Source organism: Carboxylicivirga marina, from assembly GCF_016612505.1.
Taxonomy (GTDB): domain Bacteria; phylum Bacteroidota; class Bacteroidia; order Bacteroidales; family Marinilabiliaceae; genus Carboxylicivirga; species Carboxylicivirga marina.
Genome location: NZ_JAENRR010000031.1, coordinates 1 through 21744 on the forward strand (window position 1 = coordinate 1; position 21744 = coordinate 21744).

General features: G+C 38.7%; 15 protein-coding genes. 6 read left to right on the forward strand and 9 right to left on the reverse strand.

Going from position 1 to position 21744, the window contains the following annotated elements; translation table 11 throughout:
• Window positions 1–484: 484 nt before the first annotated feature.
• Window positions 485–3124 (reverse strand): DUF5686 and carboxypeptidase regulatory-like domain-containing protein, encoded by a 2640-nt coding sequence (locus JIV24_RS13190; protein WP_200465521.1) that lies wholly within the window; start codon window positions 3122–3124, stop codon window positions 485–487.
• Window positions 3125–3285: 161 nt separating this feature from the next.
• The gene (locus JIV24_RS13195; RefSeq protein WP_200465522.1) at window positions 3286–4047 is read right to left on the reverse strand and encodes a DUF481 domain-containing protein; all 762 of its coding nucleotides are present in this window, start codon (window positions 4045–4047) and stop codon (window positions 3286–3288) included.
• Between the two features lie 175 nt (window positions 4048–4222).
• Here JIV24_RS13195 and JIV24_RS13200 point away from each other — a divergent pair, with 175 nt between their 5' ends.
• The 3 genes from JIV24_RS13200 (at window position 4223) to JIV24_RS13210 (ending at window position 7838) form a co-directional block, all read left to right on the forward strand.
• Entirely contained in the window at window positions 4223–5422 is a 1200-nt protein-coding gene (locus JIV24_RS13200) for a pyridoxal phosphate-dependent aminotransferase (RefSeq protein WP_200465523.1), read from the forward strand.
• 110 nt (window positions 5423–5532) lie between these two features.
• Entirely contained in the window at window positions 5533–6777 is a 1245-nt protein-coding gene (locus JIV24_RS13205; protein WP_200465524.1) for an ABC transporter permease, read from the forward strand.
• Window positions 6778–7157: 380 nt separating this feature from the next.
• Window positions 7158–7838, forward strand: coding sequence for an NUDIX hydrolase (locus tag JIV24_RS13210; protein ID WP_200465525.1), 681 nt, complete (start codon window positions 7158–7160; stop codon window positions 7836–7838).
• Here JIV24_RS13210 and JIV24_RS13215 read toward each other — a convergent pair.
• From JIV24_RS13215 to era, 4 genes are all read right to left on the reverse strand, one after another.
• Window positions 7786–9198, reverse strand: a complete 1413-nt coding sequence (locus tag JIV24_RS13215) for an MltF family protein (RefSeq protein WP_200465526.1) — start codon at window positions 9196–9198, stop codon at window positions 7786–7788. The two genes, JIV24_RS13210 and JIV24_RS13215, sit on opposite strands and share 53 nt — an antisense overlap.
• Before the next feature lie 69 nt (window positions 9199–9267).
• A complete protein-coding gene (locus JIV24_RS13220) occupies window positions 9268–11286 on the reverse strand; it encodes a putative porin (protein ID WP_200465527.1) in 2019 nt (672 codons plus the stop codon).
• Between the two features lie 158 nt (window positions 11287–11444).
• Window positions 11445–12749 carry a ribosome biogenesis GTPase Der gene (gene der / locus JIV24_RS13225; RefSeq protein WP_200465528.1) on the reverse strand — a complete coding sequence of 435 codons (1305 nt, stop codon included), beginning with the start codon at window positions 12747–12749 and terminating at the stop codon, window positions 11445–11447.
• Between the two features lie 87 nt (window positions 12750–12836).
• Complete coding sequence (gene era, locus JIV24_RS13230) at window positions 12837–13721, reverse strand: GTPase Era (protein ID WP_200465529.1); 885 nt, start codon at window positions 13719–13721, stop codon at window positions 12837–12839.
• Window positions 13722–13899: 178 nt separating this feature from the next.
• Between era and JIV24_RS13235 the strand changes: the two genes are divergently transcribed.
• The 3 genes from JIV24_RS13235 to JIV24_RS22665 all read left to right on the forward strand — a co-directional run bounded on the left by JIV24_RS13235 (window position 13900) and on the right by JIV24_RS22665 (window position 17785).
• Window positions 13900–16203 (forward strand): family 20 glycosylhydrolase, encoded by a 2304-nt coding sequence (locus tag JIV24_RS13235; RefSeq protein WP_200465530.1) that lies wholly within the window; start codon window positions 13900–13902, stop codon window positions 16201–16203.
• Window positions 16204–16347: 144 nt separating this feature from the next.
• Window positions 16348–16932 (forward strand): FKBP-type peptidyl-prolyl cis-trans isomerase, encoded by a 585-nt coding sequence (locus tag JIV24_RS13240; RefSeq protein WP_200465531.1) that lies wholly within the window; start codon window positions 16348–16350, stop codon window positions 16930–16932.
• Between the two features lie 34 nt (window positions 16933–16966).
• Entirely contained in the window at window positions 16967–17785 is an 819-nt protein-coding gene (locus JIV24_RS22665) for an FKBP-type peptidyl-prolyl cis-trans isomerase (RefSeq protein WP_317193948.1), read from the forward strand.
• Between the two features lie 93 nt (window positions 17786–17878).
• Here the strand turns inward: JIV24_RS22665 and JIV24_RS13250 are convergent, their stop codons facing one another.
• From JIV24_RS13250 to JIV24_RS13260, 3 genes are all read right to left on the reverse strand, one after another.
• Complete coding sequence (locus JIV24_RS13250; protein ID WP_200465532.1) at window positions 17879–19513, reverse strand: dipeptidase; 1635 nt, start codon at window positions 19511–19513, stop codon at window positions 17879–17881.
• 84 nt (window positions 19514–19597) lie between these two features.
• Entirely contained in the window at window positions 19598–20632 is a 1035-nt protein-coding gene (locus JIV24_RS13255; RefSeq protein WP_200465533.1) for a proline racemase family protein, read from the reverse strand.
• 145 nt (window positions 20633–20777) lie between these two features.
• On the reverse strand, window positions 20778–21740 hold the full coding sequence (locus JIV24_RS13260; RefSeq protein ID WP_200465534.1) for an ornithine cyclodeaminase family protein: 963 nt from the start codon (window positions 21738–21740) through the stop codon (window positions 20778–20780).
• Between the last annotated feature and the right edge of the window lie 4 nt (window positions 21741–21744).

Consider the following 21744-nt stretch of genomic DNA (forward strand, 5'->3'; position numbering starts at 1 on the left):
CTAAAAATAATACTGGAAATATACTTTAAAACTTATAGCATATCTCCAGTGTTTTTTAGTTCGTAAGGATTAACTAAATAGTGGTAAAAGGAATCGATAACCCCTCGGGATCAGTTATTATTCCTTGTATGCCTTGCGCAAAACCTTTAATGTTAAGTAATAAAAAAAACGCCAGTATAATTAGCTTTTGCATTTGTTATGTTGAGTTATCAGGTTGGGGCAAAATATCACAATCTTTGTGCTCCACAACATAACATGCGTGATATTTTATAAACAATTAATTAATTTAGATAGAAAATAAATAATGATTTTTTTTTAAATTAAAAACCCACGTTCTATGAGCGTCGTGGTCAGAGAAGCTTTGCATTTTGCATTAATTGTATTTTAGGAATTCAATCATACGTAATAGCTTCTATGATATATATTAGTATTTAATGCCCTATGGGCTTATCTCAAAGCCACGTCCTTTGGGCGTGGATATTTACTAATTGATATTAATGCCAAGTCTAAAGCCCCATCGAGCATAACTGCCATCTTCAAAACCAGCAAAAACACCTGCACTGCCTATCAAAAATATTTGATTCATACTATAACCAACCTCAACATAGTTTTTGTAGTTTGGCTGGGTTAGATAGCTGCTGTATAAATTCTCAGTCCATAGACGATTACTTACGAGTGGTAAGAATTTTAATAGCAAGTATGGTGTGGTGTACGATACATGAGCCTTGGCATACCATTCGTTGGTGCTGTATCGATAATCATCAAGTAACATAAAGGCATTTTCCCACGATTTAAAGTTGACGGGAATTTCTGATGTGTTGAAATGCTGGAAGCGTGAGAAATGCATCTGGTCATTGCGTGAAAAATAGCCAGCACCCACCTGCCAGTTGAAGGCATTGAAAATACCCCACTCTTTCTTTTGTGATATCTCACCCCGTATGAGTTCATAGTCCGAATCACTATCAAATACATTGTTAAAACCTCGTTGATAGTTGACTTTAAAAGTAGGATACCTTGACCCGCGCAAGTATTTTCTTCCTTTATACATTCTGTAACGCATGCGTGGTGTATAGCTCACTTCAAGGGAGGTGAACATATCGGATTGATCCATTAAATGCTCAGGTGTCACCTGTTCATTGGGCGGTGTGTTTTCAGTATAATCCTTGTCTTGATCCAATATTGACCAATTGGTGTTGTTTTCCAATTGCTGATAGGAACTGTAAGATGCCGCTAATCGAATACGCATGCCATGTATCAAATCAAAAGAACCATTGATTGCTGCATAGTCCTTTTGATATAGCTTCATGTAGTGATCTTTGAAAAATAAGGCCGAAAACATGTTTAGTGTTCGATCAATACCGTATTTACTATTGAAATCCTTACTTTGCTGACCGCCGGATATTGAAAGGTTAGCCCTGCTTTTGGGCGCAAAACTTAACCAGGCATTGGCATCCCACATTACTTTTTCTCGTGCAAAGGCATACTCTATCATTGGTTCAAACCGGAAAGTATGTACTGAATCAAACTCATGACGAAGCGTTAGGCGTTGCTGATAGCTCCAACCATCGACCGCATTAAAGTCAACCTGGCTTAAACCTATTAAACCATGATAAGTTATGCGTGTTGATGAATCATTGGCATAAAAAGTATGACCTGATAAAAAACCATCTGATACCTTGCTGAATGCCGATCGCTTTTTCTTTTCTGTTTTAATCGTGTCTGATTCTATTTTTGCCAATTTAATAGAATCTTTCACTTCAAAGCTTCGCAATTCACCACTGGTCAGCGGTATTGGTCGTATGGTTTCCCAATAAGAGGAGTCTCTTTTAGTCGTGTCTTTTTTATGCGTGATTTTGTAAGTGCTCTTTATTTCAAGCGATTCTTCCTTTTTCTCTTCTTCTTTGCGCGATTCTTTTTCAATCAGGCGCGAAAGCTTAATCATTTCACGGTTGGATAGCTCCTCTTTAGCTAACAGTTCTTCCATTTTCTTTTGTTGGCGGGTCATCTCCTGTTCTTTCTCAGCCTGTAGTTCAGCAGCTTTTTGAGCTGCTTCCTCTGCTGCGTATTGTTTCATCAAAACATTTGGCACAGGTAGGTTGGTGTTGAGTTGAATGTCGGAGTATTTGACCGAACCGGCATACCAAAAATCCGCTTTCACCCCAAATATGGAGGCCGCTACATTAAAGCGATGGCTAATAGGCAACCACGAACGTTCCTTAACCGGAGCATAAACTTGCTTAATATTGATCTCGCCAAAAAAAGCTTCGTTTGTTACATCAATTGAATGGATATTCCATAAATTATCGACGATGTAAATGTAACCAGTGTAGGTCTGCTGACTTTTTCTTTTTGGAACGATTTTAATCTTATTAACTGCTACATCACCTTCGTAAAAGAAGCCTTCGTACACAAATTTGTAATGCGAAAAGGAGTTAGGAGCCAATGGTGAAATGGCCATGTCCTGATGAGGTTCGTAAAAGCTGTAAGTGATATAACCCATCACGTCTTCATCGTTTGAGTCAGGGAAAGTACTGCGTGATGAAAGAACCGTGTGATTGTACTTGTCAGGAGCCGTAAACTCAATTTCATTCATCGATTCCATGGTGTAGGTTTCTCCGACTTTGATGTCAGGTGATTCCTCATCTCTCTCCATCATCTTCTGAAAAAGTTTTGGAATCTTTTTCATCAGCAGACTTCCTTTTAAGTATACTTCTGCTTTGTATTGTTCGGTTTGACGTTGATAATAGGGGGCAAGACTAATTGCTTTTCGCATGATAGGGTAGGCAGGATCTTCACCGCCTGAAAAAACGCGTACCTCTTTAATACGGTATTCCTGCTTTTTTAGCACAATGTTATTGGTGATGAACTCGTCATTAACATTAACTGTTACCTCTGTTTTTTGAAATCCCAATCCTTGAAACACAATGGTGTAAGTGCCATTTTGAAGGTGGATTTCATATTCGCCTAAATCGTTGGTTGTGGTACCGGTTGTGGTTTCTTTTAAGAAGATGGTGGCAAACGGAATAGGATTGCCTTGTTCGTCAGTTACTGTGCCTTTTACACCTTGCGAAAAGCCGAGTATTGGCAATAGCAATAGTATTCCAGCAAGATAGAGTTTATCCATAGGTTATTAAGTTAGATTATTGGTTTAAGTTGATGTAAATATAAACAAACATTGTTACAAAAGAGGCAGGTTATTGTCCTGTCGTTCAATATTTCAATGTATGGCGTATAACTATCAATAATAGTTACAAACCTATCAATTTATATTTGCCAAAGGAGTCCTTAAAACTTAAGGCTGAATGAGTTGTTGATGGTGTAGAATAGTTTATCAACTTCAGGCGGAACCAGGTTATCGTAATCAAAGCGCACGTACAATGCGAAAGAGAACTTTTTGGTGATTTTCACATTAAAGCGCGACTCGCTCCAAATACGAAAATCAGCAGGATCGGAATAATCGGGCTCGTAGTAGGTAGTGTGGGATAGTGAAGCATTTTGTGACATCTTCCAGTCTGTAGACAACATCGAACTAAATTTCACCAAGCTTTTTCGCCGTTCATAAGTGCTGGTTTCAAACAATTCGTTGAGGTAAATGGTGTAGGCAACCAAAAACAGTGAAAACTTCTCTTTATCAGCAATGTTAAAACGCGGGCCTCCACCCATCACATGTCTGTGTTTTAGTTGTTTGATGCGGTTGTATTGATATTGATAAAAGGCTTCAGCAATAATGATTTTATCGGGTACCCAGTAATTATATTTGAACATCATGTTACCGTTATTCACATTGCGTTCTTCGTCAACTTTGCTAAAACCCAAATCTGTCGAAAAGAGGTAGGTGTTATCATTATCGTTGTATTGTAATTTAAACCGCGAAATAACCTGTAGCATATCCGTAGTGGTGTGCACAATATTCAGCCCTAGGTTAACATCACCCTGGAAACCTTTGTTTGGATTCTTAGTCCGACGTTTGTCGATGCTAACAATTTGAGATGTAGCTGATAAGCTGATGGTTGTTAGAAGGATGAATGTTAAAATCCGTTGGTGCATATTTCACTTTATTTGTGACAAAAATAAGGATTCTCGTGAGACGCGAAAATATTGTTTATTAAGGCTTGTTACATTGCAGCAAAAAACTGTTGAAAATCATGATTTTTGTATTAAGATAAAATCTAAATTTGTGGTGAAATAAGAATTATTAAAATAGCATTTAAAATCTATAACAATGCCAAATATTTCTGATAGAGGACAGCAGATGCCGGCATCACCAATTCGTAAGTTGGTGCCATTTGCCGAAGCAGCGAAAGCAAAAGGAACAAAGGTTTATCATTTGAATATCGGACAGCCGGATATTAAAACGCCAGAAGTGGCATTAGATGCTATCCGTAACATTGATTTAAAGGTGGTTGAATACAGTCACTCGGCAGGTATCGTTAGTTATCGTCAGAAGTTGGCAAAGATGTATCAAAATATCAACATCAATGTTGACGAGAATGAAATTTTGGTAACAGCTGGTGGTTCTGAAGCGATTACTTTTGCGTTTTTAACGTGCCTTAATCCTGGTGATGAGGTTATAATTCCGGAACCTTTTTATGCTAATTACAACGGTTTTGCAGTTTCTGCAGGTGTTGAGGTTAAACCTATACGCTCAAGTATTGAAGAAGGATTTGCATTGCCTGCTATAGAGGAGTTTGAGAAGAAGATAACACCTAAAACGAAGGCTATTGTTATTTGTAATCCAAATAACCCAACAGGTTACCTTTATTCTCAGGAAGAAATGGATCAGTTGAAACAAATGGTGCTAAAACATGATTTGTACTTATTCTCTGATGAGGTTTACCGCGAGTTTTGTTACGATGGCGAAAAGCACATTTCAGCCATGCACCTTGAAGGTATTGAGAACAACGTAGTGATGTTTGATTCAGTATCAAAGCGCTACAGTGAGTGTGGTGTACGTATTGGCGCATTGGTAACTAAAAATAAGTCAATTCTTGAAACAGCCCTCAAGTTTGGACAGGCACGTTTGAGTCCTCCGGGATTTGGTCAAATTGCTGCTGAAGCATCGTTGGATACTCCAAAGGAGTATTTTGATGAGGTATATGACGAATATATTGCTCGTCGTGATTTTCTAGTTGAAGGATTAAATAAAATAGAAGGTGTTTATACGCCAACACCTAAAGGTGCATTTTATACTGTTGCCAAGCTGCCAATTGATGATTCAGATAAATTCTGTCAGTGGATATTAAGTGAATTCAGTCATAATGGGCAGACTGTTATGATGGCGCCAGCTTCAGGGTTTTACAGCACACCTGGTGCAGGTAAAAATGAAGTACGTATTGCTTATGTTCTTAATAAAGAGGATTTAGGAAATGCAATTGAGACTTTAGAAGCAGCCTTAAAAGCTTACCCAGGGCGTACACTTTAGAAGAACTAAAAGCGAAAAATATTCAAAGGGCCGGAGTTTTACTTCGGCCCTTTTTAAATTCCTGTTATTACTTTCAGGTGTTTTTCTACCTTTGTATAAAACCGTACACATTGAATATCGAACTTTTTATAGCACGAAAAATAGCCTCGGGCGGAATGACCGGAAAGAAACTGGCAGGTCCGGTTATCAAAGTAGCCACTTTAGGAATTATACTTGGAGTGGTGGTGATGATTTTATCTGTGGCGGTTGGCTTTGGCTTTAAAGGTGAAATACGAGAGAAGATTAGTGGTTTTGCTTCGCATATTCAAATAATGAGTTACGATTACAACTATTCACCAGAAACCAATCCAATTTCAATTGATAAAGGACTAGAACAAGAAATAAGCGAAGTTGATGGCGTTGAGTACATTCAACGATTTGCCACAAAACCCGGTATAATCAAAGCCAATGATTTAATCCAGGGTGTGGTACTCAAAGGTATTGGCGAAGAATATAATTGGGATTTTATACAATCAATATTGGTAAAGGGACGATTACCAGTTTTTGCTGACTCAATTCGATCGGATGAAATACTCATATCCGAAGAAATTGCCCGAATGCTTAAATTGGAAGTGGGCGATAAAATTCGGATGTACTTTATTCAGGATAGGCCATTGGCTCGTCGATTTGATATAGTTGGTATTTATAACTCTCATTTTCCGGAGTATGATAAACGATTCGCATTTGTTGATTTGAAGCATATTCAGAAATTGAATGGATGGGATAACAATCAAATATCTGGTTATGAAGTTGGAGTAAGTCAATTTGACCTTATGAACCAGGTGAATGAAGAAATTTACTATCTGACGAGTGCTAAGGTTGAGTCGAATGGCACCATGCTTCGAAATAGAACTATAGAGCAGGTACAGCCACAGATTTTTGGTTGGCTCGATATACTAGATACCAACGTTTATGTCATCCTTATCCTAATAATCTTGGTGGCCAGTTTTAATATGGTTTCAGGTTTGCTTATTCTCATTCTTGAACGTACCAATATGATTGGTATTTTAAAAGCACTTGGTGCCGAAGACTGGAATCTTCGTAAAGTCTTTGTTTACCTATCTGGATTTATCATCGGACGTGGTATGCTATGGGGAAATATTATCGGAATACTTATATGTATTATTCAAAAATACACGCAGTTTATAAAGCTTGATCCGGCTAACTATTACCTATCTACGGTACCTATTCATATTAGCATGGGAGAGCTAATTCTATTGAATGCCGGTGTGCTGATAGTAACAATGGCGATGATGTTAGGACCTACCTATCTGGTGTCGCGAATTCTACCGGTTAAGGCGATTCGTTTTAATTAAAAATCATTGTCCGTTAATCGACAGCTGGTGTGCGTATTCGTACGCATAGTTTGTATCCACCCCTTCGATAAATAAATGTGCTATAATTTCTTCGCTTTCTAGTTGTTTGAAATGAATTGTTTTACAGGTCTTTATCTTATTTTACTTAAATTATTTCTCAATTAGTATCAATTTTACGATGAATGGTATGGTTGTTGATTGAGACCTATCAAATACTTAATTAAGGTTTAAGTTAATAAATGGGACAAATGGCCGAGAACGCTCGGCCTTTTTTTATGCACTAATTTTAAGGCCATCTCTTTAGGAATAATCATCACAATTAATTAACTTAAAAGAGAACAAACTATTGAATTTGCGAGTTACATTGTAAAGAAAAGTGTATGAAGAAGGAGATTGATATATTAACCCGGGCATTGTCCAAACCGCTACCAGGGATTGAAGCACAAAGACTTATGTCTCCGTCGGTCAGGTTTACAGGACATACTAAATATGATTCGAGTAAGGCCAGGATAAGCAGTGTGCTTATTTTATTATATAAAAAGAATGATGAGTGGTGCATACCATTAATTCAGCGCCCTAAGTATGATGGAGCCCATAGCGGACAGGTTAGTTTTCCCGGAGGTAAATTAGAAGAAGGAGATCGTTCGTTTTTGGACACTGCTCTAAGAGAAGCTGAAGAAGAAGTAGGGATCAATCGAAACGAATTAAGCTTTATTGCCGAATTAAGTTCACTTTATATTCCAAATTCAAATTTCATTGTTTATCCTCAGGTATGTGTAACTGAGTTTGAACCGTTGTTTATACCTGACAGACGTGAGGTTGAGTCTATTATTGAAGTTCCAATTTGTCAACTGCTGGCACCTGATACAGTAGATCGCTTTCAACGAAATATTAACGGTACTATAGTTGATGCACCTTTTTACAAAATTGATGATTATATGATATGGGGTGCAACAGCAATGATGCTCAGCGAGTTTTTATCACTTGTCGAAAAATCAGGTTTGTTTACTAATCCGTTATTACATTCTTATAATGCGTGTAACGCTCCAGAATGTCGGTAACATAATGAAATGGCTCTTCTCCTCGACAGTAGCCATACTTCACCACCGGGTCGTTGTAAAACGAAGGCTTTGACTTATTTAGCAGGTAATAATCTACGTTATCTTCCCAAATATTAGGATTTTTATTATTCTTCTTGGCTAGTCGCATGGCATCTTCCACATGGCCAGGTCCCACATTATATGAAGCCAAAACGAATTTAAGACGTTCTTCTGGATCGCTTATTCTATCTCTAAATCGCTTATCGAGCCAGATAAGGAATTTTAATCCACCCTGAATATTTTGTTGTGGCGAGGTGATTTTCTCAACGCCAAAACTCTCAGCTGTTTGTGGCATCAGCTGCATTAAGCCAATGGCTCCTGCCCAGCTCTCAACTTCTGGTAAAAAGCGTGATTCCTGATAGATGAGAGCAGCAATTAATCGCCAATCAAAGTTATACTTCTCACTTTCTTCTTTGATAATAGCATCATAAGCCGAAACTCTACCACCTTTGATGGAATGAAAGCTTGAGTTAACAAGGTGTGTTGAGCGTTTGTTGATGAAGTACTTTCGATAAATACGCTTGTACTGATTCGTTTTTTTGAAATTAATCAACCAGTTGTCAACTACATCTCGCAAGTCCCCAGAGTTTGGGCGAACAGCCCATCCAATTTTCTGGGGAAAACTAATGGCTGTTTCGACATCGATATTATCGAAAAAATTTAGGTTTATCTTAGCCAGGTTATAATCGCAAACAGTATATGGAATTTCGCCATTGGCAACGAGTGCGATTAATTGCTCAACTTCGTAGTCAGGAATTTCAACAACATGTATGCTATCTCCAATTTCATTGGCCAAACTCTGGAGTCTGGTAACATATGCTGAGTTCTCTTGTACATATACTGTTTTACCTGCTAAGTCAAGCTGATTTCTGATAACATCATCTTCTTCAAGTGTATTATTTGCACTTGGTTTTTGTTGCACTAATACCTGATGTGTGATACAATGAGGCTCAGTAAATGTTACATGATGACTCCTGTTGCGCGTAACTGTTAAGTTGGTGGCTATTAAATCTACATCGCCTTTTAACAGGCTTTCAAAATTCTTTTCAACATCGTTAGAAACTACGATTTCTAATTTTAAGCCTAAAGTATTGCTTAGAGCCTGAAGCAATTCCAGTTGATAGCCCAACGGACGCCCTTTGTAAACAAAGTAGTTGGTAGAGTTATAGTCGGTCACTACACGTATTTTGCCTCGCTTAACGATATCGTCCAAATCAATGGAAGCCATCTCATCCGGTAGTTTGGAGTTGGTCTGTTCAGTTTGAACCTGACATCCGATGAGTAAAATGAGTACAACAAATGTTGTGACAAGCTTCAGCATAATAACTTCTTTAATTACAAGTGCAAAGTTAATGACTTGTACCCATTAAAAGTTATTTAGGTTACTTCATTAGTCATAAAAATTCCATGATACACCAAATTTAAGGTTGCGAGGATTGCCCGGATAACGATAAGTGGTATAATATGGAGCATCAGGATATCCCTGGTTAACGTGGTCAAACTTGACATAAATACGCGCACGTTTGAGTTGTAAGTTCACAAAGGCATCTACAAATGGATAATTTCCTGTCTTTTCGTTTTGTTGATTAACGAATTGTCCGGTGGCCGGCATGTAAGCAGGGGCATAATAGGAAGTATTATATCTTACATCAAATCCTATTTGGAAATGTAGAACCTGAAACAACGAATTCTGATAGTATGTTGAATTGTAAAGTGCCAATAAAGGAAGAGGAATGTATTTGTCATCGCTGGTGTACTGAACGATAACATCATTAACACTGTGTACTCTGCCTAGAATAAAGTGTTTTTTAAGGCGGGCATTTAATACCTGTAATACAGTACTGGTTTGTGATGGAGTTCCATCCAGATTCCAGTAAATATGTTCGGTAATTAAATTTGCACCACCGCTTATCTCAAGTCGACGCGTAGGAATACGAATACCACCATTAATTCGAATGCTTTTGACTTGATTAAAGTCCTTGCTATATTGAATATGATTCGAGAAGTACTGGTTCTCGAATAACTCCGGTTGTCGAAAATAGATGCCGCCATTAGCGAAGAAACCAGCTGTATCTTTTCTGATTCTAAATTGAGAATTCAGGCTACCCGTTATTTCCGAATCGCCAGCGCGATAACCCTGGAAGTAGAGTTCTGCACCAGCGTTCCACCAAAAGTTGTCTCCAAGGTTTTTAAATATTTGACCACCAATGGCTGATGTAACTAATGTTGTATCTCTTGTTTGGTAGTTGGGTATTCCATTTCCGTTATCGTCGTATCCCCAGCTTGTTTCTCCCGGGAATTTATAATACATAATGTCATTGGTAATGTATGCACGTAATCCGAATTTTAATAAAGAGTTAGCTTCTTCATTAAATTTAATCTGAAATGTATTACTCAGGTTATTGTAGCTTGTGCTATCTCTTGTTTGTAACGAATCTCTGTAGATGTTTGGATAAAATGGTGTGTCAGTAATATAATAGTTCTGCAAATCATCAATTTTATATTGGCGATTTCCCTGATCAAACTTAAGCGTGTGGAAAATGGTACTTACAGGTAATTCTGTAACGGTTGAATCGTTGTCTCTTACGCTGATATTACCGATTGATAAGGAATGGTTATAAAAGAACTGAAGGTTGTTGATGTTGTTGAAAGCCGTTTGGAAATGAACAGGTAACTCATCAGGTTCATAGTCTTGAAAATCGGAATTAGTATCTGCGGCATTTATACCTCCGTTTTCCTGATTCTCAATTTTGGCATACACAAATGCCATGTGCATGTTATAGCGCTCACCATTATAACTGCTCCAGAATTTAAAATTCTGATTCTCGGCTTTTTGTCCCTGGTATTGTCCAATAGAAGAATTCAACTGGTACTGGATGCCAACATTAATTTGTTTATTAATATTTTGAGTGTATAAGACGCTGATGGCTTCTTCAGATCGCACTTTGGGGCCTCCAAAATGATAGGTGATATTAACGTATGGTGTTTTGGTATTGTAGAAATACAATTCGTGAGGCTGAGGAATGTAGGTTAAAAACGAATTGTAAAACAGATGTCCGTAATGTTGCTCCTGCTCATCAAAAATCATCGATTGATTTGCCGAGTTCATATTTCCTAACCAGGCTTGTGCAATACTCTTTTTAAATATTGGGTTATATATTTGATAGCCATTGGACATGGTGTCAACAGCAGCAGTGTCGCTAAAGGTAAAATGATCTTTTAAATGCCAGGTTCTCACATCAGGAGGTATGTGATCGCTTTCTGGCGTTCCTCTTTGACTCATTTCATCGTTGCCTTGACCCATTTGGTCAGGACCTCCACTACCCATGGTGCGCTGTGCCTGAGAATGTGAGACAAATAAAAGACTAATTAATAGGGTTAAAAGGTATTTATTGAAGTTGGATATCATGATTTAAAGTCATCAAATCGTTCACAATCTAAATATATCGGTTGATCTTGGTTTATCAGTCCAAGCAAATATAACCAAAAACTTTTCAAAAGAACTTTAAGAACCTCGTTTGGCATTTGCTTATAAAAAAAGAAGCTATCATTGATAGCTTCTGCTTGTTATTTCTTTCTAAGAATTATATTTACTGGTAAACCATTAAAGTTCCAGTATTCTCTGATTTTATTTTCTAGAAAACGCTTGTAAGGATCTTTAATATACTGTGGCAGATTACAAAAGAACGCAAAGGTTGGTGAGTGCGTTGGTAACTGCGTTATGTATTTTATTTTTATAAACTTACCCTTGGTTGATGGTGGTGGAAACCTGTCAATTAAAGGTAATAATGTGTCATTCAACTTTGAAGTTGTAATTTTTAAATTTTTATTCTCATAAACCTGAAGAGCTTCTTCTATGGCTTTGTGAATACGCTGTTTTGTAGTAGCAGAGGTGAAAACAATCGGGAAGTCGGTGTATGGAGCCATTGCTTCGCGCACCATTGCCTCAAACTTTTTAACGGTATGCGTGTCTTTTTCAATTAAGTCCCATTTGTTGACTAACACAACAATTCCTTTTTTGTTACGCTGTATCAGATTGAAGATTTTTTGATCCTGAGCTTCAAAACCTCGTGTCGCATCAATCATGAGCATACACACATCGGCATTTTCGATGGCTCTGATCGCACGCATTACTGAGTAAAACTCTAAATCTTCATTAACCTTTGATTTTTTACGCAATCCGGCTGTGTCTACTAAATAGAAATCGTGACCGAATTTGTTATATCGTGTAAAAATAGAGTCGCGCGTTGTACCCGAAATAGGTGTTACTATATTACGTTCTTCACCAATAAAAGCATTTATAATAGAAGACTTACCTGCATTTGGTCGCCCTACAATGGTAAACTTAGGAAGATCTAACTCTTCTTCGTTTTCATCTTTGGGAAACATCGATACCAGTTTATCAAGAAAATCGCCTGTACCTGCACCGTTAATTGCAGAGATAGGATAGAGGTGTTCGAGTCCTAAAGAATAAAAGTAGCTCGATTCTGTGATGCGTTCGCTGTTGTCAACTTTGTTAACCACCATTAATACTGGTTTCTGCGAGCGGCGAAGCAAATCGGCAACACCTTCGTCATAATCGGTAATACCTGTTACTACATCAACTACAAACACCACGATGTCAGCTTCCTCAATGGCGATAACGACCTGTCGTCGAATGGCTTCTTCAAAGATATCATCCGAATTGGTTGCATAGCCTCCAGTATCAATCACTGAAAAATCAACTCCATTCCAAAACGCCTTACCATACAAGCGATCGCGCGTTACACCAGCTTCTTCATTAACAATGGCCTGGCGGGTTCCGGTTAATCGATTAAAAAGTGTTGACTTACCTACGTTAGGGCGGCCAACTATTGCAACTATATTTCCCATGATGAATATTCTTTTTGTTTTCGGGGCTGCAAAGGTAGTTAAACTCCTGCTTTACACCAATCTTTATTTTTGATTTAGATGCTTTTACTATTTAAGCTCGTAACCATGACCACGTAAAAAGTTTTCTTTGTCGCGCCAATCTTTACTCACTTTAACATAGGTAGTCAGATTAACTTTCTTTTTAAAGAACTTCTCTAAATCCTTACGTGCTTCAATTCCAACCCACTTTAGTTTAACACCTTTGTGGCCAATGATAATGCCTTTTTGTGATTCTCGGGCCACATGAATGATAGCTCTGATATCAATACGTTCTTTGGCTTCTTTAAACTCTTCCACTTCGACTTCTACCGAGTAAGGAATTTCTTTTTTGTACTGAACCAATATTTTTTCACGGATAATTTCGGTTACAAAAAATCGCTCTGGTTTATCAGTAATGGCTTCCTTGTCGAAAAAGGGAGGTGAGTCAGGTAGCATCTCAATAATGCGATCAAATAAGTTTTGGACATTAAACTTATGCAATGCCGACATCGGAAATAGTTCAGCTTTAGGCAACTGTGTTTTCCAAAAATCAATGATATCATCCAGCTTACTTTGGTCTATTAAATCAATTTTATTAATGACCAACAGGACTGGTATATCTGTTTTTTGAACCGAACTCAGGAATTCGTCATTTTTATCTGGCTTTTCAAAAGTATCGGTTACATACAGTATCACATCGGCATCAGATAAAGCTGCTTTTGAGAATTTCAGCATCGACTCCTGTAACTTGTAGTTTGGCTTTAACACTCCCGGTGTGTCAGAGAATACAATCTGATATTCTGGTTTGTTTACAATACCAAATATACGATGTCTGGTAGTTTGTGCTTTCGAAGTGATAATCGATAAGCGCTCGCCAACTAATTCGTTTGATAATGTTGATTTACCAACATTAGGGTTACCAACAATATTTACAAAGCCTGCTTTATGTGCCATATTCCATTTTTGTTTTCAGCTGCAAAGATACGATTAATTGTTCAGTGCTGATTGAATAATATTTATAGAAGCGTATGAGAAGATGAAACTTACATTTTTATGTTATACATTTACGAGGGTCAAATTGCGTTTTGTTGCAAAAAGATGATTACACGAGAATAAATAAACCTATAAAACTATGATGAGAGTAAGTGTAATAAGTTGTTTTTTATGCCTGATGATTGTATTTGGAAACTGTACAACTAATAAAGGCAAGGGAAAGGTTGTTGAAAAGATTAATGTTATACCACAGCCTAATTCAATTGATGCTAAGACAGGTGTATTTTCTTTAAGTAAATCCACCAAATGGATAATTAATCATCAAGATCTTAGACAGGTTACAGATTATTTCAATACTAAAATAAATACTTCTACGGGCTATAAATTAGAAGAAACAATAGAAGAGCCTTCTTCAAATTTTATTTCGGTTAATATTAGTCCAACACTTCTTGGTGGAGATGAAGCTTATGCTTTATCGGTAACCAAAGATTTTGTGCATATCACCGGAGGATCGGCACAAGGTGTTTTTTATGGCTTACAAACGCTTTTACAACTATTGCCTTCAGACATTGAAAGCTCAAAGGTGATTAAAAAATCGACCTGGGATATTCCGCTTGTGGAAATAAAAGATGAACCACGTTTTAAATGGCGTGGCATGCACCTCGATGTATGTCGTCATTTTGTGCCTGTCGAAAATATCAAAAAGCATCTTGATATGATGGCCATGTTTAAGATGAATACTTTTCATTGGCACCTAACTGAGGATCAGGCCTGGCGCATTGAAATTAAAAAGTACCCTAAGCTGACTGAGCTTGGCTCAAAACGAACAGAAGGAGAGGGTTTTGAATATTCAGGTTATTATACGCAGGAGCAGGTAAAAGAAATAGTAGACTATGCATCACAAAGGTTTATTACCGTAGTTCCCGAGATTGAGTTGCCAGGGCATGCTTTGGCTGCATTAGTCGCCTATCCTGAGTATTCATGTACCGGTGGTCCGTTTGAAGTGCGTAATGTGTGGGGTGTTGAGCCTGATGTGTTTTGTGCCGGAAACGATGATACATTTGCATTTTTGGAAGACGTGATAGCCGAAGTGGTTGAATTGTTTCCATCAAGCTATTTTCATATTGGTGGCGACGAATGCCCGAAAGAACGATGGGAGAAGTGCCAGAAGTGCCAACGTCGTATGCGTCGCGAAGGACTCAAAGATGAGCATGAGCTGCAAAGCTATTTTATTAAGCGTATAGAAAAGGTTTTGATTGCGCATGATAAAAAGATGATTGGTTGGGATGAGATTTTAGAAGGTGGTCTGGCCGAATCAGCAGCAGTTATGTCGTGGCGAGGTGAAAAAGGAGGTATAGAAGCTGCATCGCAGGGGCACGATGTGGTGATGACTCCTGGTAACTGGTGCTATTTAGATCATTATCAGGGTGATTATCGGGTTGAACCGGTTGCTATTGGCGGTTATACAACTTTAGAAGAGTTATATGGTTACGAGCCTGTTCCTGAAGCACTCGCCGAGGACAAGACTCAACATGTATTGGGTACGCAAGGTAATGTATGGACCGAATACATGTATACACCCGAATTGGTTGAGTATCGGGTTTATCCTCGATTGATAGCCTTAGCCGAGGTTAATTGGACGCAGAAGCAAAACAAAGATTTTACAAGTTTTACTAAACGATTGGATGCACATCTGCCAAGGTTAGACCTGCACAATATAAATTACCATATTCCATTGCCGGAAGGACCAATTAATAGGCTCGTTTTTATTGATAATGCCAAAGTGGAATTTACCAATACCCGCAAATATGATATGGTGTATACCACTGATGGGAGCAAGCCAAGCGCTGAATCCAATAAATACAAACAGCCACTGATTTTTGCCGAGAACAAAACCATTAATATTGCCACACTTTTGCCAAGTGGTAAAATGAGTAAGGTAAGAACGATAGAATTGGTAAAATCGAAAATGATTCCATCCAGTAAATCTGAGACAACTAATGTTGGTCTTTCAGAGGAGTATGTTGAAGGTGTATTTATCAAGATAGCCGATTTGAATAAAGTGCCCGATTGGAAACAACGACAAGGTGTAATCGAAGACAAAGGAGATAAATACCGTAAGACAGATTACAAACAACCATCAGCGCATATTTTTACTGGCTTTATTGATGTTGAAAAGGATGGTGTTTATGAGTTTCAAACAAACTTGGATCAGTTTTTTATAGCCGACCAGTTATTAATAAATAATGATGGAGAAGTTAAGCGTTTCTCGCGCCATAATTCAACCATAGTCTTAGCAAAGGGAAAGCACCCGGTTAAACTAGTTTATTTAAATAACATCATTGGCGGATGGCCCCAGGCATGGAATGGTCCTCGTGTTGATTTTCGTTTATTGGGTGATGAGAAATTTACAATGGTCACAAACGAGATGTATAGTTATTAGCCTGAAGTTTATATAAGTTGATAAAGCCCTTTCTGGTTATGGAAGGGCTTTTTTGTATGTGAAATTTTGGGTTTTCAATTTCTCATTAAATAATGTATTTTCGCAGCTGATTTAAATAGAATACAATCATTTAAAAATAAACAAATGAACAAAATTAGTTACGCCCTTGGGATGAACCTGGCTCAGAACCTTAAAAGCTCAGGTATAGAGACGATTGAATATTCAGAATTTACAAAAGGGCTGGAGGCTGCTTTTGAAGGCACAGAAACTCAAATGTCAGCTGACGAAGCTAATCAAGTATTACAGCAATTCTTTGGTGAGTTACAAGCTAAACAGGCTGAAGTTGCTATTCAGGCTGGAAAAGACTTTTTAGCTGAAAATGCTAAAAAAGATGGTATTGTAACTTTAGAAAGCGGATTGCAGTACGAAATTATGACAGAAGGTAATGGTGATAAGCCAGCTGCCACTGATCAGGTGGAGTGTCACTACCACGGAACATTAATCGATGGTACTGTTTTCGATAGCTCGGTACAACGAGGTGAGCCTGCTACATTCCCGGTTAATGGTGTTATCCAGGGATGGGTTGAAGCATTACAGTTAATGCCTGTAGGAAGTAAGTGGCGCTTATTTATCCCTTCTGATTTGGCTTATGGTGAGCGTGGTGCTGGTCAGCACATTGGACCTCACACAACACTTGTGTTTGAAGTTGAGTTGTTGGCAATTAAGTAATTCAATCATTAATATTTAATTCAATTATTAACAGATGAAAGTAACAAATTTATTAGCTGCCTTTACTCTGATTGTGATGGTAATGGCGTCTTGTACTAAGGTTCCGAACACTGGAAAAATGGACTTTGCAGACCAGACTGATAGTGTGAGTTATGCACTTGGTTATCTTCAGGCTGCTAATTTGAAACAACAGTTTGAGCGTTGGCCGGTTGAAATTGATTCTGCTGCATGCGTTGGTTTAGCTAAGACAATTGCTAAGCAAGGGATGAGTAAAGGTAATCTAGAGCATTTAAATGGTATGTTTAATGAAATTGATGAAGCTGCTTTTATGAAAGGCTTCCTTAATGAGTTTGCATACAATAAGTCTTATTTTACTGAGATGACAGCCGACATGTACTTGCGTAAAGTGATGGAGGCCAACAAAGCAGTTAAAGACGCTGAACGTGCAGAAAAAGCAGAAGCTAATTTAGCTGAAGGTCAGAAGTTTTTGGATGAGAACTCAAAGAAAGAAGGCATTGTGACACTTGAATCAGGACTTCAGTATGAAGTGTTGAAAGAAGGAAACGGTGCTATTGCAACAGCTAGCGATCGAGTGAAGTGTCATTACCAAGGTTCTTTAATTGACGGAACCGTTTTTGATAGTTCATTGGAGAATGAAAATCCTGCTCAGTTTGCTGTTACAGGCGTTATCAAAGGCTGGACAGAAGCATTGCAGTTAATGCCAGAAGGAAGTAAGTGGCGTTTGTACATACCAGCTGATTTGGCTTATGGTGAGCGTGGTTCGGGTGCTAAAATTGGCCCTAACTCAACACTTATATTCGACCTTGATTTAATTGAGGTGGTGAAGAAGTAATTATTCTCATTGAATAAAAATAAAAATAGGCTTTGAGCATTGCTCAAAGCCTATTTTTATTTAGCTATTAGCCAAGAGTTGTTAACTGCTTGCTTAAATTCCCTGTTTATTATTTGTAAACTCGCTGATTAAATCCAATTTCAATTCTTTAAATAATTGATGAACTTCATTCATGCGATCAATTGTTATTTGGGTAATGTACGCCTTGGCTTTCTTCGGGTTTTTCTGTAGTAATGACTGCGCTTTTTCATCAACCATTTCTTGTTCTGCAAAGAAACGGGCTTCCAAAGGTTCTCTTTTTTTGAGTACTACTTTGTGAGCATCCTGCCAGCGTAAGTACATCAGGTTATCAACAAAATCAACAGTCCAGCGGATACTGTTGTCCTGATAATATTCAGGGTTATACACTTTATAGCATTCGGCAATATCTGTTACGCCTGTGTAAATGGGTACGTAAGCACTGGTGTAGGCATTATCTACGTAAAACCAATATACACCTCCTATTTCATCGGGTAACCAGCTTCTTAATTGTGCAACCATGCCATATTCGCCGCGGGCACGTGCTACATTACGGCGACTGTTGATGTTCATCACGCGACGCATTTCTTTAGTCGGGAATGGAGTGGTAAATGCACTTTTAGTTAGCTGCCCTTCTTCATCAGGATAATACCAGGCAGAGGCATTTTCCTTGTCATAGATGGTACCTTTAAAGGTTGAGCGCTGAAAAGCCATCACGTCCTGTACCGACATTTTTTTTTCTGGCTTAACTGAGAATGGGTAGATAGAAATTGGTTCCACGTATTGGGTGTACTGATTTTCACCTTCCCACACTGACTCTGAGAAGCGATCGGGCCAGTTAGTATGATTGGGTGCAAAAGTTGCGTAGAATAGCCAAAAACGTGAAGTTGACCATTCGCGAGGAATAGGGGAGTAGGCTTCTTGCCAGATAAATGGTTTGCCCGAATCAGGATTATACCAGCCGCGATCGATCGCTACCTGTTTGTAGTTTGTTGAAGCACAAAAGTTATCTTTATCCTCAATATCAATTTGTTTAATGATACTCCAGTTGGGGATAATCATGGCATGATCGTCAGGAACACGCTGAGCAGCCCAGATACAACCTGGTTGGCCACTGTCTTTCTTCCAGTCATTACCAACACTGAAGACTTCGAGTACCCAAATATCTTCCGTATCAGCAATCACTAATGATTCACTTTCATCTATGCACGAAGGTAAGAAACCATATGTTTCTAATAACCCAGTAATTAATTTCAGCGCATCTTCAGCTTTAGTGCAACGCTGCAGGGCAAAAGCTTGTGCTTGTTCAATGGTCATTATTTGCTCGCAAATTGAGCGATCAACCATTAACTCCGGTCTCTGACTTAAGGTGCTCTCACCAATGGCTAGCTGTTTTGAGTTAATCTGCGGGTATGCCGTCTGAAAGTAGGAGTAGGTTTCTTCAACCTGAGGAATATGGCCAATGACTTCGCCATAGTCGCCTAATGGCCGACCTGACTCAATCATGCCCCAGTATACGGGAGCTTTTGTGCCAGCATTGAATTGTTGTGCCGGAACAAGGTTTAAACGACAGTCGGGACCGGCATCGGTGTGCGATACAATAACTGAGCCGTCGGCAGATGCTTTTTTGCCAATGGCAATGACTGTACAAGCAAGCACATGGCTGTATGTACCAATGATAATGAGTAGTGTTGATAATATCGTTTTCATGATTATAGCTCTTTATTAATAAGTCCACTCTTATTTTGAATGCAAATTCAACAGATAGTCTGAGTGTTGTTCATATGTGATTTACTATCTGAAAATAAATCCTTTTCTCAAAGGGTCATTGGGGTCAAACCAAAATTCATTTTTACCTGTCAAATGGGCTGTTCCGCTAACCTCTGGTACCACTGCTTTGTGTGGTCCATAGTTTGTTTCTTCACTTACCATCACGTCCATGGTAGTGCCTAATATGCTTTCAATGGTAATGCGTTTACCTGCTATTAACTCACCTTTGGCATGATGAAGAGCAGCTCTTGCACTGACGCCTGAGCCTGTTGATGAGCGGTCAACTTCTCCTTCGGCAAAAATGCACACATTGCGACTATGATGCATAGGATTTTGTGGTTTCCCAGTGAAGATAGTGCCATACAAAAAACTTAAATCCTCTTCAAACGGATGCTTTATCTCATATTTATTCATTACTGCATATTTAATGCGGCGCCCCCAGTCAATCAGTTGGTTGTAATCCTTTTCTTTCAGCCCAATGCCCAGTTTATAGGCATCAACAAAAGCATAAAAAGCACCACCATAAGCCACATCGAAAGTCACATCGCCAATGCCATCTACATATATGGTTTCATCTTTATAAAGTAAGAATGATGGTACGTTTAGGAATGAAACCTTCTCGACAACACCATCTTTTCTGAAGGCTTTTGAGCGAATTAATCCCGGAGGAGCATCTATTGTTAACTCAGGTTCATCGCCACTTTTCTGAATCATTCCCGTGTCAAAAACGAGCTTGGTAAGTGCAATAATGGCATGACCACACATAGTGCTATATCCCTCGTTGTGGATAAAGAAAGTGCCAAAGTCGGCATTTTTAGTAAAAGGTTCCGTAATGAGAGCGCCATACATATCGGCATGACCACGAGGTTCGAACATCGTGCCCGTGCGTATGTAATCAAGATTATCGCGGAAGAAACGACGTTTCTCAAGGATGTTATTGCCTTTTATCTCGGGCAATCCACCATAAAGTACGCGCAATGGTTCGCCTCCGGTATGTAAATCTATCGTTTTAATCTGAAGCCACTCTTTGGGTGGAGTCCAGTTATTAAGGGTGAGCATTTAATTATTTTTAGAAATTAAAGTGTTTAAGAGCTGAATTTATGAAAAACTCTATGCAAGCTAAAGTATGTGCCGCCTCACTCCTTGTGCCTATCTCCCCGAGGGGATTATTTACTCTGCAATACATCTTGCCAATAGCTATTGGTTAAAGATTTACTTCTTCTCCTAAATTGCTTTCACAAGCTTTTTCATAAACAAGCTTGGCAGCAAACAAATCAAAGATGCCCTGACCAACCGTTTTAAATAAACGTGTTTCTCTGAAACCTAACTCATTGGGTTGCTCAATTAGTGATGAGATGTGCTTAACCTGTTCTTCTTTTATCATCTGTTTGTCAAGCGGATAAATTAAATCGCCGCTTTCCGTTTTACCATGCTCGGCATCAATCCAAACACTATCAATCAGGCGAAATATTGATTCAGGCAACTCGCGCATATCAGGTTTATACGAACCTACGCTAATAAAGCATTTGCCAATAATTAAGTCTTCCAGATTAGGAATGACAGGTTCCGGAGAGGTTGTTGCCGTTGCGATAATTTCACTATTGACAACAACCTGTTGGGCATCCTCGCAAAGAGCAACATCTACATTGGGGCATTTATCGGCCATAAAACTGATAAACTCACTAATGGTCTGCGGTGAGCGGTCGTAGACATATATGCGTTCCAAATCGCGCTCATGGCTGGCTAGCCAAGCTATGTGTCTGCCTTGTGCACCACCTCCAATAATTCCCAGTGTAGTTGCTAAAGGATCTGATAAATGTCGAATTCCAACACAGGCAACGGCTGCCGTACGCATTGCTGTTAGCTTGGCACCATTCAGCAGAGCCAGTGATTCTCCGCTAGCACCATCGTTTAAAACAACGGTGCCATTAATGGCCGCTTTTCCGTGCTTGACATTATTGGGAAAAACAGACACCAATTTAGTGGCAAACATATCGGGACCAACGGATGGCATTAATAACAAAGTATTGTCGTTAATATCAACATGCATTCGCTTAGGTGTGAAATAGTCCAAATCATTACTTGACTTAAGGGCTAATTCCATAATATCGGTCCACAATGTGGGTTCAGCAGCTTGCTCAATAACCTGTGATGAAAGAATTCGCATAGTT

Coding starts and splice junctions, on each gene's coding strand:
- JIV24_RS13260 (WP_200465534.1), bottom strand. CDS start 21,740: ATGCGAATTCTTTCATCACAGGTTATTGAGCAAGCTGCTGAACCCACA.
- JIV24_RS13195 (WP_200465522.1), bottom strand. CDS start 4,047: ATGCACCAACGGATTTTAACATTCATCCTTCTAACAACCATCAGCTTA.
- JIV24_RS13255 (WP_200465533.1), bottom strand. CDS start 20,632: ATGCTCACCCTTAATAACTGGACTCCACCCAAAGAGTGGCTTCAGATT.
- JIV24_RS13235 (WP_200465530.1), top strand. CDS start 13,900: ATGATGAGAGTAAGTGTAATAAGTTGTTTTTTATGCCTGATGATTGTA.
- der (WP_200465528.1), bottom strand. CDS start 12,749: ATGGGAAATATAGTTGCAATAGTTGGCCGCCCTAACGTAGGTAAGTCA.
- JIV24_RS13210 (WP_200465525.1), top strand. CDS start 7,158: ATGAAGAAGGAGATTGATATATTAACCCGGGCATTGTCCAAACCGCTA.
- JIV24_RS13240 (WP_200465531.1), top strand. CDS start 16,348: ATGAACAAAATTAGTTACGCCCTTGGGATGAACCTGGCTCAGAACCTT.
- era (WP_200465529.1), bottom strand. CDS start 13,721: ATGGCACATAAAGCAGGCTTTGTAAATATTGTTGGTAACCCTAATGTT.
- JIV24_RS13200 (WP_200465523.1), top strand. CDS start 4,223: ATGCCAAATATTTCTGATAGAGGACAGCAGATGCCGGCATCACCAATT.
- JIV24_RS13220 (WP_200465527.1), bottom strand. CDS start 11,286: ATGATATCCAACTTCAATAAATACCTTTTAACCCTATTAATTAGTCTT.
- JIV24_RS22665 (WP_317193948.1), top strand. CDS start 16,967: ATGAAAGTAACAAATTTATTAGCTGCCTTTACTCTGATTGTGATGGTA.
- JIV24_RS13250 (WP_200465532.1), bottom strand. CDS start 19,513: ATGAAAACGATATTATCAACACTACTCATTATCATTGGTACATACAGC.
- JIV24_RS13215 (WP_200465526.1), bottom strand. CDS start 9,198: ATGCTGAAGCTTGTCACAACATTTGTTGTACTCATTTTACTCATCGGA.
- JIV24_RS13190 (WP_200465521.1), bottom strand. CDS start 3,124: ATGGATAAACTCTATCTTGCTGGAATACTATTGCTATTGCCAATACTC.